At 60.6% G+C, this 17,122-nt stretch carries 11 protein-coding genes; 9 read left to right on the top strand and 2 right to left on the bottom strand.

The genetic code is table 11. From position 1 onward, the window contains the following. Nucleotides 1–30 precede the first annotated feature (30 nt). The 9 genes from traG (at nt 31) to F3J36_RS19620 (ending at nt 14,939) form a co-directional block, all read left to right on the top strand. Nucleotides 31–3,072, top strand: a complete 3,042-nt coding sequence (traG, locus tag F3J36_RS19660) for a conjugal transfer mating-pair stabilization protein TraG (RefSeq protein ID WP_166720350.1) — start codon at nt 31–33, stop codon at nt 3,070–3,072. Between the two features lie 21 nt (nt 3,073–3,093). Further along, entirely contained in the window at nt 3,094–3,663 is a 570-nt protein-coding gene (locus tag F3J36_RS19655; protein ID WP_166720349.1) for a hypothetical protein, read from the top strand. Between the two features lie 127 nt (nt 3,664–3,790). After that, nucleotides 3,791–4,522: a complement resistance protein TraT gene (gene traT, locus F3J36_RS19650; protein ID WP_127835187.1), complete on the top strand. Its 732-nt coding sequence runs from the start codon at nt 3,791–3,793 to the stop codon at nt 4,520–4,522. Nucleotides 4,523–4,552: 30 nt separating this feature from the next. Then, entirely contained in the window at nt 4,553–4,852 is a 300-nt protein-coding gene (locus tag F3J36_RS19645; RefSeq protein ID WP_166720348.1) for a hypothetical protein, read from the top strand. A gap of 348 nt (nt 4,853–5,200) precedes the next feature. Then, a complete protein-coding gene (locus F3J36_RS19640) occupies nt 5,201–5,560 on the top strand; it encodes a hypothetical protein (protein WP_166720347.1) in 360 nt (119 codons plus the stop codon). Nucleotides 5,561–5,660: 100 nt separating this feature from the next. Further along, a complete protein-coding gene (gene traD / locus F3J36_RS19635) occupies nt 5,661–8,195 on the top strand; it encodes a type IV conjugative transfer system coupling protein TraD (protein ID WP_166720346.1) in 2,535 nt (844 codons plus the stop codon). Further along, nucleotides 8,192–13,663: a MobF family relaxase gene (gene mobF, locus F3J36_RS19630; RefSeq protein WP_166720345.1), complete on the top strand. Its 5,472-nt coding sequence runs from the start codon at nt 8,192–8,194 to the stop codon at nt 13,661–13,663. Before traD ends, mobF begins: the two co-directional genes overlap by 4 nt. A gap of 68 nt (nt 13,664–13,731) precedes the next feature. After that, entirely contained in the window at nt 13,732–14,529 is a 798-nt protein-coding gene (locus tag F3J36_RS19625; protein WP_166720344.1) for a DsbA family protein, read from the top strand. 146 nt (nt 14,530–14,675) lie between these two features. Next, nucleotides 14,676–14,939: a hypothetical protein gene (locus F3J36_RS19620; RefSeq protein WP_211073218.1), complete on the top strand. Its 264-nt coding sequence runs from the start codon at nt 14,676–14,678 to the stop codon at nt 14,937–14,939. A gap of 348 nt (nt 14,940–15,287) precedes the next feature. Here F3J36_RS19620 and F3J36_RS19615 read toward each other — a convergent pair whose 3' ends face one another. Further along, nucleotides 15,288–15,761 (bottom strand): heme-binding protein, encoded by a 474-nt coding sequence (locus tag F3J36_RS19615; RefSeq protein WP_166720343.1) that lies wholly within the window; start codon nt 15,759–15,761, stop codon nt 15,288–15,290. Beyond that, nucleotides 15,758–17,122, bottom strand: coding sequence for a cytochrome c (locus F3J36_RS19610; RefSeq protein WP_166720342.1), 1,365 nt, complete (start codon nt 17,120–17,122; stop codon nt 15,758–15,760). Before F3J36_RS19610 ends, F3J36_RS19615 begins: the two co-directional genes overlap by 4 nt.

Below are 17,122 nucleotides of genomic sequence, written 5' to 3'. Positions count from 1 at the left end.
GGCAGGGCAATTCTCAGCGGGGTATCCGTCATGACTGAAGTCTGGACCATTTACGGCGGTGACATGTGGCGGCAGGTGTTTAACGGCGTTGTCACCGTCATCGGCAGCGACACGTACGACACGCTGAAGCGCATCGTCGGGTTGTTTGGCGTGCTGGGCGTAATGTTCAGCTTTGTTAAATCGCGCAACCCGACGGTATTTCTCCATTGGCTGGCCGTCTTCTTCGTGATCACTTCAGTGCTGCTCGTACCGAAGCGCAGCGTGCAGATTGTCGACGTCACGGACCCGGCGGCGGTGTACGAGGTGGACAACGTGCCGGCGGGGCTCGCCTTCATCGCCGGGCTGACCACGTCCACGGAGTTCGGGCTGGCGCGCCTCTATGAGTACAGCTTCTCGCGTCCGGACTCGCTGACCTACACGAAGTCGGGCATGCTGTTCGGCTCGCAGATCGTGGCGCAGACCACGGACTTCCGCTCGCAGAACCCGCAGCTGTCGCAGATGCTGACCGACTACGTGGAGAACTGCGTGGTAGGCGACATCCTGCTGAACAACAAGTACACCGTGTCGCAACTGCTCAACAGCACCGATCCGCTGACGCTGATCACCGATAACCCGAGCCCGCTGCGCGGCCTGTATCAGGATACCGGCGGCGGACGCCAGTTTATCACCTGCCAGCAGGCGGCGGCGGTCATCAAAAACCTTATCGGTGCGGACGTGCGCATCGGCGGCACGACGTGGCACGCGCTGGCCACGCGTATATTCGGCACCCGCGTGAGCGGGGATACGCTGCTCGGCAACGCGATGGACGAGAGTTACAACTTCTTTTACGCGGGCGGCCTCAGCGCCTCGCAGATCATGCGCAACAACATTACCAACGCGGCCATCCGCGACGGCTGGAAGGGCTTTGCGGCACGATCGTCGGATACCGCCAACCTGCTGAACCTCGCCACCGAGTCGAGTCTGACCAAGCAGCGCATCAGCTGGGGTGCGGGCGGGGTTATTGCCGCGCGTACGCTGCCGATGTTCCAGTCGCTGATGATGCTGGTCCTGATTGCGCTGTTCCCGCTGGTGATCGCGCTGGCGCTGGTGAACCACGATATTTTCGGACTGAAAACGCTGAAGCTGTACGCGGGCGGGTTTATCTATTTCACGATGTGGCCGGTGATGTTCGCCATCCTCAACTCGCTGGCCAACTTCTACCTGCAGACCAAAACCGGGGCGACGGCGCTGGTGCTGGCCAATCAGGACCAGGTGGCGCTGCAGCATTCGGACGCGGCCAACATCGCGGGCTACCTGAGTATGTCCATTCCGGTGCTGGCGTTCTTCCTGACCAAAGGGGCGGCGTCAGTGGGCTCGCAGGTTGTGGGTAGCGTGATGAGTTCGGCTGCGTTTGCAACCGGCGGGCAGGCGTCCACCACAGCGGACGGCAACTGGTCGTTTAACAACATGTCGATGGATAACGTCAGCGCCAACAAGTTTGACACCAACATGCTCCGCCGTTCGGGGTCGCAGAGCATCCAGACCGGCAACAATGCGATGATGACGCAGACGGCGGACGGCCACACGGTGGTGGATACCAGCCAGGCGATATCCAACCTGCCGGTGAGCATGCGGCTGAGCTCGCTGGCCAGCAGCGGGTTCACCGAACAGGCGCGGCAGGCGGAGCAGCAGGCGCAAAGTTCGCTGGATGGCTACAACCACAGCGTGACCAGCGGCTTCCAGCAGATGAACCAGCTGACGCAGCAGAGCGGCAACAGCGACACCGTCACGCAGGGCAGCGACAACAGCGTGGCCACCAGTGTGAGCCGCGGGGTCAGCAAAATGCAGTCGGCGGTGGAAAGCTATGCGAAGTCGCACAACGTTTCCGAGCAGCAGGCGTATAACCAGCTGGTGGATATCACCAATCAGGGTAGCGCCGGTGCGGGTGTCAGGGGGTATGTGAAATTTGATTCCGGCGACCAGCTGGCCGGGAAACTCGGTAAGTGGGCTACAGGCCTCAGCGCCGGCGGTGAGGCGAACCTGAACACGGACTGGCGTCACACCTCCGGAAGCTCACACGGCACGCAGGACAGCCACGCGGAGGGTCGTGATAACCGTCATGACCAGAGCAGTCAGGAGGCACGCGACTTCCGTCAGGGTATGGATATGGTGACGTCGACCCGCCTGAGCGAGTCGGGCAGCCACACGGACAACCAGTCGAACTCGCTGGCACAGCAGTTTGCGGCGACGCTCAACGACGCAAAAAGTCAGTACCATCAGTATACGGAGAGCAGCACGCGCAGCCAGGAGTTCAGCCGCATGGCCACGCTGTCCCAGACGCAGAGCGCGAGCCTGGACGCCAACTACAACCAGGAGTTTGTGGACTGGACTACGGCGAAGTATGGCAGCGATGCACAGAACATCCTGACCAACGTCCGGAGCGCGCAGGGTGCGGCAACCGAGTTTATGCACGAGCGGCTTGAGCCGGAAATCATGCGTAACTACGGCGCCCGGACTGAGCAGGTGAATGGCCAGCCGCTGCAGCCGGCTCAGTCACTGGACATTCCGGGGGGAGCGCGGAGTAATGATGTTGAGAGGGGAGGCATGTCGGAAGCTGTCAGCGGCGGTGCTGTCCGCACGGCGTCTCATCCCAGCCAGCATTCGTCTGCGGAGAGACACGGCAGCGGCGTCACAGAGGAAAGCGTGCAGGCACGTGAACGTAACCTGACCGCGCCGGCAGGTGCTCCGTCGAAGGCCATGAGCGAAGATTTTCGCAGTGGCTCACAACGCGTGGGTGAGAAGGCGTCGGGTGCCGGCATTGAAAGTAATGTGGCCAACAAGGTTGCAGCACAAAGATCTGGCCTGATGGAAACAATCAGGGAAAATGACGGTAAAATCGCTGAAAATAAAACCACTGTTCAGACGTCCAGTGATATACTCAGGAATGAGCATCAGGGGGCGGTCAGAAGTCAGCAGATAGGCCGCACTGAAGAAGATATCAGGCAGACAAAACCTGTTTTCGATAATGCTGAAACCACCGGATTTGAAGGAAAACTGCAAAAGCTTAGAGCGGCCCAGAAAAAGGCATCTTAGTTTAATTAAAGGACGGCATGCATGGGAAATTTGACGGTAGAAAAGTTAGAAGCAGACGTGAACTTTCTAATTAATAGCTTAGATTCAAGTAAGCGTCTTATCCCTTCACTATCTGAGCTGCTAAAGAAAACATCATCAATTCCTTTGATTGCAGTCGCTTTAAGTTTTTTTAGTACAGTGGTTTTTTACTTCAGTTCAGCATGGAATGAAAAAACAGTCGCAGGATATATGCATTTTTTTGGTACGGAAGGGTGGGTTGTTGTTGTTCCAACAGCAATTATTGGTTTGTTCTTTATACTCTTAACTTATAGCAAGGTTACGATGTATCTCACTTTGCCTGAAGATGTAAGAACTGAATCAATTATATTGCAGCACCTATGTAAGGTTACGAGTAGGACAGCCTTTATCTTCATATTTTTAATGTTCTGCTCAGTTGTGCTGGCCGCGCTTTCCCCATGGTTCACTTTTGCAATACCTGCCCTGTTATTGATTATGATGTTTGCTATGGGAATCATAATTGGCTCTGAGATTAACCGATTAGGTTCCGGAATGGCTTTAGAAAAAATCAGCAGTCTGATTAAAAAGATTTAAGTTCCTGCGGCTCCCGCCGATAACCCTTCCGGCACTCTGACGGAAGGGTTTCTCTCTAAATCCCTATATAAAACAGCGTGCCCCGGGGCGCGCCTGTCCCGTTTTTCCATTTAACAAGGATACGTCTATGAAATACCGTAACGCCTTCGTGGCGGCGATTGCCGCTGCCTCCCTGATGCTTTCCGGCTGTGGTGCCATGAGCACCGCCATCAAAAAACGCAACCTCGACGTCAAAACCCAGATGAGTCAGACCGTCTGGCTTGAGCCGTCCAGCCAGAAGACTGTTTACCTGCAGGTTCGCAACACCTCCGACAAGGACATGAGCGATCTGGAGCCATTGCTGGCGCAGGACCTGCGCGCGAAGGGCTATACCGTGACGTCAAATCCTGACGCTGCGTACTACTGGATTCAGGCCAACGTTCTGAAGGCCGAGAAGATGGATCTGCGTCAGGCACAGGGCTTCCTGTCCTCCGGCTACGAAGGGGGCGTGCTGGGTGCCGCGCTGGGCAGCGGGATCACCGCCTATAACAGCACCTCTGGCGGAGCTATCCTCGGTGTCGGTCTTGCTACCGGCCTGGCCGGTATGGCCGCAGATGCACTGGTAGAGGATGTTAATTTCACGATGGTGACCGATCTGCAGATTTCTGAACGCAGCAAAACTGCCGTAACCACGGACAACGTGGCGGCGCTGCGTCAGGGCACTTCCGGAATCAAACTGCAGACCAGCAGCGAAGAGGGCAACCGCATGAAATACCAGACCCGCGTGGTGTCAAACGCGAACAAGGTCAACCTGAAGTTTGAAGAGGCGAAGCCGGTGCTGGAAGCGCAGCTGGCGAAGTCCGTTGCCGGGATCATGTAATTCATTCAGCTGACAGATGCGGGAGGCGCCATGCGCAGAAAAATTGAACGACTGGCGTCTTCACTGCCCGGCTTCCTGAATCTGATGCTGACAGCCGCCATCATCACCCTGCTGCTCGTGAACGTAACGGACAGCTGGCTCCCCTGGCGTTTTGTGGCCTGGCTCAGGTTGCTGGATGCCGCGCCGGGTGGGGCGGGAACGGGAGCGTTCTGCCTGTTCATGCTGGCGGCGATGTTGCTTTACGTCATCTGCATAGGTGCGTGCGGGCTGGTCCTGGCCGCCGTGCTGCTGACGGCCATAAAACGCATCCTGAAGCTTGCAGGTCGCTGAATTACCTGGTATTACTTAATGACCGGTGAGAACCGGCGGCACGCGCCTTAAGGGGGAAATGAGAACACTCTCCTGACAACGGGGCGCCTGCCGACCTCCGTCTGCGCCCCCGGGCAGCGGACACCGGGGGCAGCATCACCACCACCACGGGTGCTGCCCCTCCTCCCTCACGGGACTCCTTTTACGCTTCCTCCCCGGTGCACGGGGTGGCGGGAGCGTGGCTCTGATTTCTCTGACGTTTTTTTATCTCGCTCCGCGTGCGGTTTGCTGCGCGCTGAGCGCGTCGGGAATTGCGCTGTAACGGTTGTACTTAACCCCCCTGTTCTTAACTCTCTGAAGGATATTCCCATGCTCACGTTCAGCGGTGCGGCACGCACCCTTATTGTCTGGTTTACCCTGTTTTTTGCCTGGAGCGCGGTCGTGCTGTGGCAGTTCGGGCCTGATATCGTCAGAACCCTCATGACCCACAGCCAGCTCTATACGTATGACCTTGCCACCCGCACGATGCAGGGCGATATGATGCCGCCGGGCATCATCACCGCACTGCTGGTCCTGCTGGTCCTGACAGCCGGCGGCGTGCTCTCGGCCCTCACGATTGTTTGCTGGAACCTGCTGTGCTTTATCTGCGGTCTTCCCCTGATGGCCGGCGTCTGGCTGCAGCGCCGTAAGTTTCCAGGCCGCCCTGCGGCAACAGGCATTCTGAAGTAATCTCCGGGGCCCGCGCGGCCCCTCAGCTACTTTCTCCCCCTGCAACAGCCTGCCCGGTTTCCCCGGGCGGGCTGCGCCTGCGCGCTTTCCGGAGTTTCCCATGAGTTTTACCCCTAAATACCTGACACAGGGTGGCCAGATGACGGCCTACCGCCTGCGCATGTTTGCGCAGGTCAGCAACTGGATATTTCACTGGATGCTGCTGCTGTTCGTGGCGGCCACCGCAGGTCTGTTCTGGCTGACAACGCCTGACGACGTACTGCGTAACGGCTTCTGGTACTGGGCGGCGTGGCCCACTCATTCGCTGCTGGGCCTGTCCCCTGGCGCGGCCGGCGCTACGTGGGACATCTTCTGGCACTGCGGCGAAGGCGCACAGCTCTGCACCATAAAGCTGACGCCGGCGCAGCTGCTGGATAACCCGTGGATGCAGGAGATGGGCCGCCAGTTTATGGCGAACCTGCGCTTTATCGCGACCGCGTGCGGCATCGCCGCCAGCCTGCTCTGGTGCCTGATTGCCTGGTACGTGGGGCGCATCGGCAGGAAGGAGAGCGAGGACGAATTTATCTCGGGTATGACGCTCACCGATAAGCCGAAGGAGGTAAACCGGCTGCTGAAAAAGGCTGGCGAGAAGTCCGATCTGCAGATTGGCGGTCTGAACATGCTGAAGAACGCCGAGGTCATGAACTTTCTGATCCACGGCACCATCGGCGTCGGCAAGTCCACGCTCATACGCTGGCTGCTGGACTATATCCGCCGGCGCGGCGATCGCGCGATCGTATACGACTCCGGCGGCACCTTCATCGAGACGCACTACGACGAGCGCCTGGACAAAATCCTGAACGCGCACGACAGCCGCTGTGAAAACTGGGTGCTGTGGCGCGAGGCGCGCGACGTGGTGGACTACGAGAACATGACGGCGGCGCTGATGCCGGTGGAAGGCGACTCCGACCCGTTCTGGGTGTCTTCGTCGCGCACCATCTTCAGCGACACGGCCATGCAGTTTGCTTCACGCCCCGATCGCAGTATCGAGACGTTCCTGAAGACCTGCCTCTCGATCGACCTGAAAAGCCTTCGCGAGTTTCTCAAAAACACGCCGTCGGCCAACCTGGTCGAGGAGAAAATCGAGAAGACCGCCATCTCCATCCGCTCGGTGCTGACCAACTACGCCAAGTCGCTGCGCTACCTGCAGGGGCTGGATAAGGAGGGCAAGCCGGAGTTCAGCATCCGCGAGTGGATGACCGACGCGCAGTACGACAGCAGCTGGCTGTTTATCTCCACCACGGCCCGCCACCGTAAAGCGGTGCGCCCGCTGATATCGATGTGGCTGTCGCTGGCCACCCTGCTGCTGCAGAGCATGGGGGAGAACAGCGATCGGCGCGTGTGGTTCGTCGGCGATGAAATTGCCAGCCTGCAGAAGATACCGGAGTTTAACGAAACGCTGGCCGAGGCCCGCAAGTTCGGCGGCTGCTTCGTGCTGGGCATCCAGAACATCCCGCAGCTGGTGCACATCTACGGCCGCGAGATGGCCAAAGCCATCCTGGACCTGCTCAACACCCGCGCCTACGGCCGCTCGCCGAGCGCCGAGGTGGCCAAAATGGTGGAGGAGGAGCTGGGTCACCAGCGCCGGCGCGAGGCGCGCGAGCAGAACAGCTACGGCCTCGACCAGATTCGGGACGGTATCTCCATCAGCAAGGACAAGGTCAACGAGCCAATCGTGGACTACGACCAGATTATGAAGATGCCGAATCTGCAGTTCTATGTGCGCCTGCCCGGCGAATACCCGGTGGTGAAGCTGAGCCTGAAGTACCGCAGACAGAAGAAATATCATCCGGCGCTGATGGAGCGCGACTTCCGTGACCGGCTGAGTCCCGAACTCGAGCGCATTATCGAAAACAACGAGCGCAGCGCCCGGGCAGCGGACATTGCGTTCCCGACCGGAGAGGAGTGGCTGGAAGGGGAGGACCGCGCTTCCGCGCCCGCACCGGTTAAACCTGCGGCTGCCTCGCCGTCCGCCGCGCCGGCAAAAGCTGACGTCCCCGTGACGACGCCGGAGCCGGCTACCGTGAGAGAGGTGAAGCCGTCTGTCGCACCGGGCCAGCCTGCTGTTCCCGCTACGCCTGCCCCCGGCATAAGCGCATCGTCAGGGTCCTCTAACGTGCGACCGTTCCCGCGCCGCGAAGTGGTTCCGCGCGTCACTACGGTTCCGGCTGAATCATCCACACCTGCCATTCTCCCGGAGGGCGGTACCGCCACAGCACCGAAGGAAATCATCAGGGCTGTTTCCACGCCGGCACCGGCCAGGAAAGAGGCGGGTTCGCCGCTTTCTCCACTGGAGAGGATGAGAAGGCTCCAGAACACCACATCTGGTAATGCAGAAACCGACAGCGAAGCCCCCGCAGGTGAAGCCCCCGAACTGCACATGCAGATGGAGAAAGACGACGGGGGCCGGCTGACCGTGCGGCACATCAGCCCGCGTAAAACCGAACAGCAGCGTGAGGAGGAGCGCGCCGCACTGCACGGCGACGCCAACGAGCGCATGGCCGACGACGAAAAAAACATCCTGCGGCACCGCGACGACTACGCGGCGTACCAGGAGATGAGTGACAGCCTGGACCCGGGAGGATATGAACGATGATGACCGTTGCTCCGGTGGCCTCTGCCGCCGACGCTGCCGGCTACTACAGCAGCAAGGATAACTATTACTTTCTGGACGACATGCCCACCCAGTGGCTGGGGGAGGGCGCGCGCGAGCTGGGGCTGGAAGGCCCGGTTGATCTCGATACTTTCACCGGAATTCTGCACGGCAGCCTTCCCAACGGTGTGGTACTGGGTAAGGAAGTTCAGGGTGCACACGTGCACCGCCCCGGTCATGACTTTACCTTCTCGGCACCCAAGAGCGTCTCAATGCTGATCCTCGCCGGCGGCGATAAACGCCTGCTGGAGGCGCACCACGATGCGGTGAAAGAAACGCTGGCCATCATGGAACAGATGGTGAGCGCGCGCGACACGAAGGACGGCGTCACGCGCATCACGCCAACCGGAAAAATGGTCGCTGCGCTGTTCACGCACGACACTTCGCGTAACCTCGACCCGCAGATCCATACTCACGCAGTGGTGGCCAACGTGACGGAGTTGGACGGGAAGTGGAAAGCGCTGGCTACCGATGCGATCCACGGCGCCGGCTTCATCGAAACGGTGTACCGCAACCAGATAACGTACGGCAAAATTTACCGCAACCTGCTGAAAGGTAAGGCGGAGGATATTGGGTATGAAACGTTGCCCACCGGCGGCCGGCACGACCTGTGGGAAATAAAGGGCTTTACCGGGGCGGTGCTGGACGAATTCTCATCGCGCCATCGTGAAATTCATGCGCGCGCAGGCGAAGACGCTTCGCTGAAAAGCCGCGACGTGGCAGCGCTGGATACGCGCCAGCGCAAGCAGGATATCAGTCAGTATGGCGCAGACGAAACGGCACCGTTACGCACCCGGCAGGAACCGCCCGCCTCACCAGAGCTGGCTGTGAATACGTCTGACAGAGTCCCTGAAGCAGGCACTGAGGCGACGTTAAAATCTGCAGTCCGGGAGCAGGAAGAGCCGATCGCCAAGCCGGAAACCGCAGACGGACGGGCCCGTCTGCGCGATCGCTGGCAGCGGCAGATGGACAACGTCGGTTTTGATCTTCAGGGCGTCATGAATGAAGCCCGCGAGCGTGAAAAATCCCGGCCTGATGCCGGTGAGGTGCAGGACGCGCCGGTGCAGGCGATGGAGGCGGTCCGCACCGCCATTTCCGTGCTGAGCGACAACAAAACGCGGTTTACCTATGGGGACATCCTGCTGACCGCACACAACGCCGGTGAACTGCAGAACAGCATTCCGGACCTGCGCAGGGCGCTGGATCAGGCGATTCATGACAACCTGCTCGTGCCTCTCGACGGAGATAAGGGCGTATTTACCTCGCACATTCACCTGCTGGATGAACTGTCGGTGCAGTCGCTGGCGGCGGATATTCTGAAAGAGAACAGGGTGGTCAGTTTTAGCCTCACCGGCAGTCCGGTTCCCGGGCACCTTGAGCACGTGGCCCGCGCGCCCGCCGTTATCATCAGCGCACCGGCCTCAGTCGGCCGTCTGCGTGCGGTAACAGAGGAACTGGTGACAATGTCACGCGAGCAGGGGCGTGAGGTCAGTGTACTGACCAGTTCAGCCGAGCGCGCACTCAGCTTTGCCAAATCACCGGCGCTCAGAGACCGGCTTCTCCACCGCAGCCGCATGCTTGGTGGCACCTTCAGCCTTGCTCCCCAGAGTACGGTCATCGTGGAAAGTGCGGAAAAGCTCAGCCTGAAGGAAATGCTGGTGCTGACCGGAGAGGCTCAGCTGCAGAACGCGCAGCTGCTGTTTCTGGACAGCGCCGGCCGGCAGTCAAACGCGAACGCACTGTCCGTGCTGACCGCAGCGGGGGTAGAACGTCAGAGCCTGAACGCACCGTCTGACGGTATTGAGGTCCGCGTGACCAGCATTCAGGACAAGCGCGAGCGCTATCGTGCACTCGCAGAGCGTTTTGCCGGAATGGACCCCGCAGAAGGTCACGTGACGGCGGTTGTGGCCGGTCCACGTGAGCAGGCCCAGCTGACCGGTGTCATCCGGAATGCGCTGAAAGATGCCGGACGACTGGGGGAGGCGCCGGTCAGCATTGCGGCGCGCACGCCGGTGTATATGACAGCAAAAGAGCGTCGCCTCCCTCAGACCTACCGCGCCGGTATGGTGCTGGAAGACAGGTCGGAGAGAAATGAAACGCGTCACTACGTCATTGACCGCGTACATGATGAAACCCGCATGCTCTCCCTGATTGACGGGGATGGTGTACTGTCCCGTGTAAAGCTCAGCGCACTTTCCGGTGACTGGCGCCTGTTTACACAGTCTCAGCTGGAGGTTGCTGCGGGGGAGCGGCTGTTTGCGCTTGCCGGCGACAAAAACGCCGGGCTGAAGGCACGTGATCGCCTCACCGTCACGTCCGTTGAGAATGGCGCACTTGTCGTGCAGCGGGAGGGGCAGAAAAAGCCGCTGCGTATCGACCCGGCAAATCCGCTTTACGTTACATACGGCTACGTCAGTGCCCCCGGAAGCCGGGACAACGAGCACGGTACCGTGCTGGCCAGCCTCGGGGCTCAGGATCTGTCGGTCAACATGATTAACGCGCTGGCGCAGTCTGGCCATGAGGCCGAAATATTTACCGGCGAAGCCCTGAGCCGGGCGGAAGAGAAGCTCGGCCGCCTGCGCTCAACACGCTCCCCGCTGTCTCTGGTCCGTCAGGCCAGCGGGAAGGAAGACGCCAGTGAGGCCATAGACACGCTCAGTACGCAGCTGCTCTCTGATGCGCAGAAAGCCGTTACGCGCGGCGTCGCGCAGATGCGGGAGGTCGCTTTCTCCCGGACAAAACTGCTTGATGAGGCGCTGACGTTCTGTGGTGACCTGAAGCTCATCGAAAATGAAATTACCCGGCAGGTCAAGGAAGGTGATCTCATCGGGGTACAGACCAGCGCCGGGCCCCACTTCGTTGCGCGGTCCACATGGGAGATGGAAAAAGCCATCCTCGGTGAAATCGATCGGGGTAAAAACACGCAGGTGCCGCTGATGGCACAGGTCGATCCGGCTCTCCTGTCAGGCCTGACGCAGGGGCAGAAAGAGGCCACCTCGCTGATTCTGAAGAGTCCGGACCGCTTTACGGCCGTGCAGGGGTATGCGGGCGTCGGTAAAACCACCCAGTTTAATGCGGTAAAGGCGGCTATTGATACCCTGCCGGCTGACGTGCGTCCGGTTATCGTCGGGCTGGGGCCGACTCACCGGGCGGTAAAAGAGATGGCGGGGACGGACATCGATGCGCAGACGCTTAAGTCGTTTGTACTGGACTGGCAGACGCGCAGCGCCGCCGGTGAGGACGTCCGCTACGACAATATGCTGTTTCTTATCGATGAGTCTTCCATGATCGGTAACCAGGACACCGCGGCGGCGTACCGCGCAATCGCTGCCGGCAACGGCCGTGCCGTGGCGGTGGGGGACATTGCGCAGCTGCAGTCGCCTGAAAGTGGCGCGCCGTTCCAGCTGATGCAGGAGCGGAGCCCGATCGACGTCGCGGTGATGAAGGAAATCGTGCGCCAGCGTGATACGGCGCTGAAGTCTGCGGTTTACAGCATCATCGGTAATGATTCCGCAGCGGCGCTGAGAAAGATTGAAAGCGTCGCGCCGGACGTTGTACCCCGCCGGGCAGGTACGGTGGTACCTGGCGGATCAATTGTTCAGTCAGCAGACCCGGTGTCCAGCATTGTGGCTGACTTTATGAGCCGCACCGATGAGGCGCGGGAGCAGACCATGATCATGGTGCAGTTGCATGAAGACCGCAGAGCCATCAACGAGGGCATCCATAATGCGATGGTGGTGGCGAAAGAGCTGGGCGGGGAAGCCCGGACCGTCTCAGTCCTGGACCGGATTAATGGCGGGCGGCACGATTTTAACCGCATAAAGGACTGGGAAACCGGTCAGGTGGTTATGGCAAACCAGCGGTATCTGCACGTTACCGGCGTGGACCACGAAAATGGCAACGTCACCCTGCGGGATGAAGCGGGGCGCACGCACTACTGGTCGCCGCAGGAGCTTAACGCAATGGAAATCGAGGTTTTTGAACACCGTGAAATTGAGCTGCGCACCGGTGACAGCGTCCGCCTGAGTAAAACCCAGAAGCAGGCCGGTCACGCTGCGCACGAGCAATACCGCGTCGATGAACTGCGCGAAAACGGTGAGATTGTTCTGCGTAACGGCAGCGGGGTGAAGGTCATCGACCCGGCGACAACGCTGGCAGACCGGCACGTGGATTACAGCTGGGCGGTCACCGGCTATGGTGCGCAGGGTGCCAGTGCCCGGTATTCGCTGGCGCTGGAAGGCGTGGAAGGTGCCCGTAAGCGGATGAGCGGCGCGCGGGCGTTTTATATCAACGTCTCACGCGCGAAGGACCATGTCCAGATTGTTACCGATGACAGAGCCGGCTGGATGGAGACGCTCGGCGTCCGAAAAAACGGACCGGCGACGGCGCATGATGCGCTTATGCCGGAGCCTGAGCGGGATCAGGCCCGGCGGATCTGGGCGATGGGGCAGGCCGCGTCGAAAACCGCAATTGGCCGTGCGTACCTGCGGTCAAACGGCCTCAGCGGCAGCCCCGTAACGGCACGTATCATCCCGCCGACGCGAAAGTTCCCTGAACCCCACCTGGCCCTGCCGGTGTTTGACGGTAACGGTAAACCGGCGGGCCTGACAATGGTTCCGCTGCGCCCCGGAAGCGGTGACGTCGATCGGGGGGCCGAGCGGCGTATCGTCACCGACGGCGCGCAGGCCGCTCTTGTACAGAAAAGCCGGAACGGAGAAACACTTGTGGTGGCCACGCTGGAAGAGGCGCTCAGCGAGGCGCGAAAATACCCGACGTCCGGCATTCTGCTGAAGACCGGGGACGCCGCTCCGTCTCCGCAGCTGCTGAAGGTTTCCGGCGGCCTGGAGCCGCTCGCCGGGGCGGCGGTGGAAGAGGCGGTCAGAAGCCTGCAGAGCCCGCCGCCTGTTCCGGATGAACCGGTCACGCCGGCGGCACCCGCCGGCATTGGCGACGAGACCATCAGAGACCTCGTCAGGCAGGACGCGCATCAGACTGATGTGCCGGACGCGCCGGAGGTGCAGATCAGCGTCAGAGACGGGCGGGCAGACGTGGCGGCAGAGGAAAAGCTCGCCGCAGACCTCAGCCGTACAGTTCCACAGGAGGCGGCTGACATTGAGCAGCCTGTGGACCCTGTCGCGAAGCCTGCCGTGGACGAAACGGATCTGGCCGGCCGGGCTCTGGAAGGCAGCCGGCAGGCTTATCCGGAGGTCAGGATGCCGGAGGAGAGCCGGGAGCAGCCGGTGCCTTCCGGAAAAGGAGAATCAGAACTGGCAACAGAGCTTGCCGCAGGTTCGCGGACGGACAAAGAGATTGCGGCGGGGATCAGCATGCCGGCTCAGCACGAGGGGCCCGAACGCCTGCCGCTCGAACTGTCTCACGAACCGTCCCGGAACATACAAAAAGAACGTTAATGACTGCGGCCCGCCCTGTGCGGCCGCCTCACCTTCCGCCTGCGCCGCGCAGGCATGCGAGAGAAATCATGAAACAGATCCTGAAACTGGCCGCCATTGCGCTGGCCATGAGCACCGCTTTGCCGTCAGCAGCATCAGACGCGGCCGGGGATGCAGAGTTTACCCCCGCGCAGCAGGTCCGCATTGGTGAAATTGCCGCTGACTACCTGGTGGCGCATCCCGACGTGCTCATTGAGGTGAGCAAAAAGCTGCAGGCGCGCCAGCAGGCCCTGCAGCAGCAGGCTTACGTGCAGTCAGTGCTGAAGGCCCACCATCTGCTGATGCAGCTCGACGGCGTACCGGTTAAGGGGCCGGCGGATTCGAAGGTCATCGTTACGGAGTTCTTTGACTACGAATGCATCGCCTGCAGCATGATGGCGCCGGTGATGGAAAAGGTGATGGCCGCCAACGCCGGCGTACGCTTTGCCTTCCGCGACTGGACCATCTTTGCCGCACGCTATCCGGAATCGCGGCTTGCCTCGCACCGCGGGCTGGTTATTTACCGCAGGCAGGGCGCGGAGGCCTACATGGCCTTCCACAACGGGATTTACCAGACCGGGCACAACGAGGGGAAACTCACGGCAGAGGATATTGAAAAGGTGGCCACGGCCGCCGGCGCAGGTACGGCTTCCGGTGATGACAGTGCTGCCTCCGACAGGCTCATCGAAAACAACGACGCGCTGGCGGAGATGCTGGGACTGACGGGCACGCCGGGCATCATCGTGATGCCCGCTGAAAATGTCACGGCAGACAATACCACCGTTATCCCGGGTGTCGTCAGTGAAGATGTTCTTCAGCAGGCCATCGTCCGCGCAGGCGGAAACTAAATGCCCCGGATATCGCCGATGGCTTGGCAACACATTTTGCTGAACGGGCATTATACTTTCCAAAATAGCATTGAAATTATTGACCTAGGTGTGCTGGTCACTGGGCTGAAACTGAGGTAACGGAAATTTCGGCGGTTCCGGCGTAAATGGTGCTGACAGAAAATGAATGGAGCGGCCGCCGCCAGCCGCGGCTCAGCCCGTCCGTTTCCGATATTTACCTCAGGCGCATCACGCTTGATAACACCTTTGACGAACACGGCCGGCAGCGCAGCCCCCTGCACGCGCGCATCACCAGCGACCTGGCCGCGCTGGATAAGCTGCTGCAGCGTTCGGGCTGGCGACGCGAGGCGGCCGGATGTTCTGATGAACATCTGCACCACCTGCTCGCGGACGGATTCAGCGCAGCGTGAAGGCAGGACGGAAAGGTAACGTACTTCACAGACTACAGTGAACCCCCGCGCCGGCCCAGGGGGGCCGGCCGGTAAACCCGCGTAAGCTGAATAATAAATTGTTTGATTCTACTCCCTAAACGGGGTGCTGCCTGGCGGCACCCCACTTTTTCGGACGGCGGCCACGTTAGCGATGCCCCTGACAAGTGCCACACTATGAACAGGCCTGAAGTGACGTCTCAGCTGTTTCGCAGTGCTGGATATGTCCCAACCACTGGCTTACTGGAACTGGAACGCGAAACGGACAACCTGCCCGCGCCGCATTATTACGCTTTTTGCCGTCAGCCTGACGTGCGGCCTCCGACATAGTCAGGGGCTGGTCAGCACCTTACTGCCCGTGTCAGCAATAGCGATTTCTGCAGGATTCGCTGCTCCGCTGACACCCACCGCGCCGACGACCTCGCCGTTAATTGTGACCGTGGCGCCGCCGCCCAGCGGCACTATATTCGGCAGCGTGGCTATTGCTGGCTCCGCGCCATTCGCGCGTGCCATATATTTATCGGTTGAGGTTCGGTACAACGCGGCCGCGTTACCTTTTTTAATGGAGGAGTCGATACAGCCCGGCGGCGCATTATCCATGCGTTTGAAGGCCAGCAACTGCCCGGCGCGGTCCAGCACGGCAATGCAAACCTGTGCTTTCAGCGACTGTGCCTGCTTCTCCGCGCGCGCAATCATGCGCTGCGCATCGTCGGCGTCAAGGATCGTTTGCGTCTGCGTGGCGCTGGCCGTGATGGTCCACAGCGCGGCCAGGGCGCAGAGAGCGCTACAGAGGGGTGATTTCATGTTGACTCCTTTTTATGGGATCGATAGCGCCATATCGCCAGACAAACCAGCAGCACCAGCAGGCCTGCTCCCGCCCAGGGCGCACGCCGCAGCCAGGGCGAATGTCTGGGATGGCGCAGGGTGTGATTGACCTGCTCTTCAGTAATATGCTGGTCGGCGGTGCCGAACTGCGTTGATACATAGTCCAGCAGGCTCGCCAGCTCGGCGCTGCTCATCTGACTGGAAAACGCCGGCATAAAGACGTGGCCTGCGGCGGTGGTGCGGTCTACGCCCTCTGCGACGGTCATAATCAGGTTTGCGGGATCGGAGTTGAGCACCGCAGAGGTACCGATCAGCCGGGGAAAGGTTTGCGGCGTGTCATGACTGCCTTCGCCCTGCGCGCCGTGACAGCTTGCGCAGGCAGCGTTATACAGCTGCGCGCCGTTCATCTTGCCTCCGCTGATTGCATCCTTCAGCGTCGCGGATGGTCCGGTCTCAAACGCGGCAATAGTGTGCGCTAGCGGTGGAAACGGCGCCTGCGCGTCTGCTGGCGCATGGCCCAGCGTCAGCAGATAGCGGGCCACGGAGCGTCGATCGCTGTCGCTCAGGTGGGAGAAGGAATTTTCCACCACGGTGGCCATTTCGCCTGCCGCCACCGCCTTGCCCGGCAGCGAACCGGTTTTCAGGTAAGACGCCAGATCGGATTCCGACCAGGTGTAAAGGCGTGCCTGCGTGAGACCGGGCGCCTGCCAGCTGCCGACCTCGCCGCCGCGCAGGAAATCGCCGCTTTTTTCCGCCATCAGCAGGTTGCGCGGCGAGTGGCAGCTGCCGCAGTGCCCCAGGGTTTTCACCAGATACTCGCCGCGCGCATTGCTGATCTTATCCGCACTGCCGCTGGCGAGCTGCTCCGGCGATAAAAACAGCCCGTTCCAGATCGCCATCATCGCGCGCACAGAGAAAGGGAAAGGAAGCTGCGTCGCGGGCACCTGGTGATCTTCGGTCGGCACGCCGTTCATAAAATAGTCGTACAGCGCGGCGATATCATCATCGGTCAGTGAAGCGAACGCGGTGTAGGGCATCGCCGGGTAGAGATATCCGCCATCCCGCCGCCGCCCCTCACGCAGGGCGCGGCGGAAATCCGCCAGAGAGTAATTGCCGATGCCGTTCACGCGCGACGGCGTGATATTGGTGGCGATAATGTCCCCCAGCGGCGAAGAAATACGATAGCCGCCAGAAAACGGGTGGCCGTTATCCGGGTTGCGATGGCAGGCGGAGCAGTCGCCTGCGATGGCCAGATATTCGCCGCGCTGCAGGGAAGCGCTATCGGGTTGCGCCAGCGCCAGCGCGGGTAAAAGTAGCAGCAGAAATGTTGCCGTTCGCAT

Source organism: Pantoea sp. Cy-640, assembly GCF_011752635.1.
In the GTDB taxonomy this organism is placed as follows: domain Bacteria; phylum Pseudomonadota; class Gammaproteobacteria; order Enterobacterales; family Enterobacteriaceae; genus Pantoea; species Pantoea dispersa.
The sequence above is the reverse complement of the archived record's forward strand: the minus strand, read 5'-3'. Positions and strand labels throughout refer to the sequence as shown.

What these genes read in the sequence shown, in the direction of transcription:
- traG (WP_166720350.1), top strand. Translation starts at nt 31, where the DNA reads ATGACTGAAGTCTGGACCATTTACGGCGGTGACATGTGGCGGCAGGTG.
- F3J36_RS19655 (WP_166720349.1), top strand. Translation starts at nt 3,094, where the DNA reads ATGGGAAATTTGACGGTAGAAAAGTTAGAAGCAGACGTGAACTTTCTA.
- traT (WP_127835187.1), top strand. Translation starts at nt 3,791, where the DNA reads ATGAAATACCGTAACGCCTTCGTGGCGGCGATTGCCGCTGCCTCCCTG.
- F3J36_RS19645 (WP_166720348.1), top strand. Translation starts at nt 4,553, where the DNA reads ATGCGCAGAAAAATTGAACGACTGGCGTCTTCACTGCCCGGCTTCCTG.
- F3J36_RS19640 (WP_166720347.1), top strand. Translation starts at nt 5,201, where the DNA reads ATGCTCACGTTCAGCGGTGCGGCACGCACCCTTATTGTCTGGTTTACC.
- traD (WP_166720346.1), top strand. Translation starts at nt 5,661, where the DNA reads ATGAGTTTTACCCCTAAATACCTGACACAGGGTGGCCAGATGACGGCC.
- mobF (WP_166720345.1), top strand. Translation starts at nt 8,192, where the DNA reads ATGATGACCGTTGCTCCGGTGGCCTCTGCCGCCGACGCTGCCGGCTAC.
- F3J36_RS19625 (WP_166720344.1), top strand. Translation starts at nt 13,732, where the DNA reads ATGAAACAGATCCTGAAACTGGCCGCCATTGCGCTGGCCATGAGCACC.
- F3J36_RS19620 (WP_211073218.1), top strand. Translation starts at nt 14,676, where the DNA reads ATGGTGCTGACAGAAAATGAATGGAGCGGCCGCCGCCAGCCGCGGCTC.
- F3J36_RS19615 (WP_166720343.1), bottom strand. Translation starts at nt 15,761, where the DNA reads ATGAAATCACCCCTCTGTAGCGCTCTCTGCGCCCTGGCCGCGCTGTGG.
- F3J36_RS19610 (WP_166720342.1), bottom strand. Translation starts at nt 17,122, where the DNA reads ATGCGAACGGCAACATTTCTGCTGCTACTTTTACCCGCGCTGGCGCTG.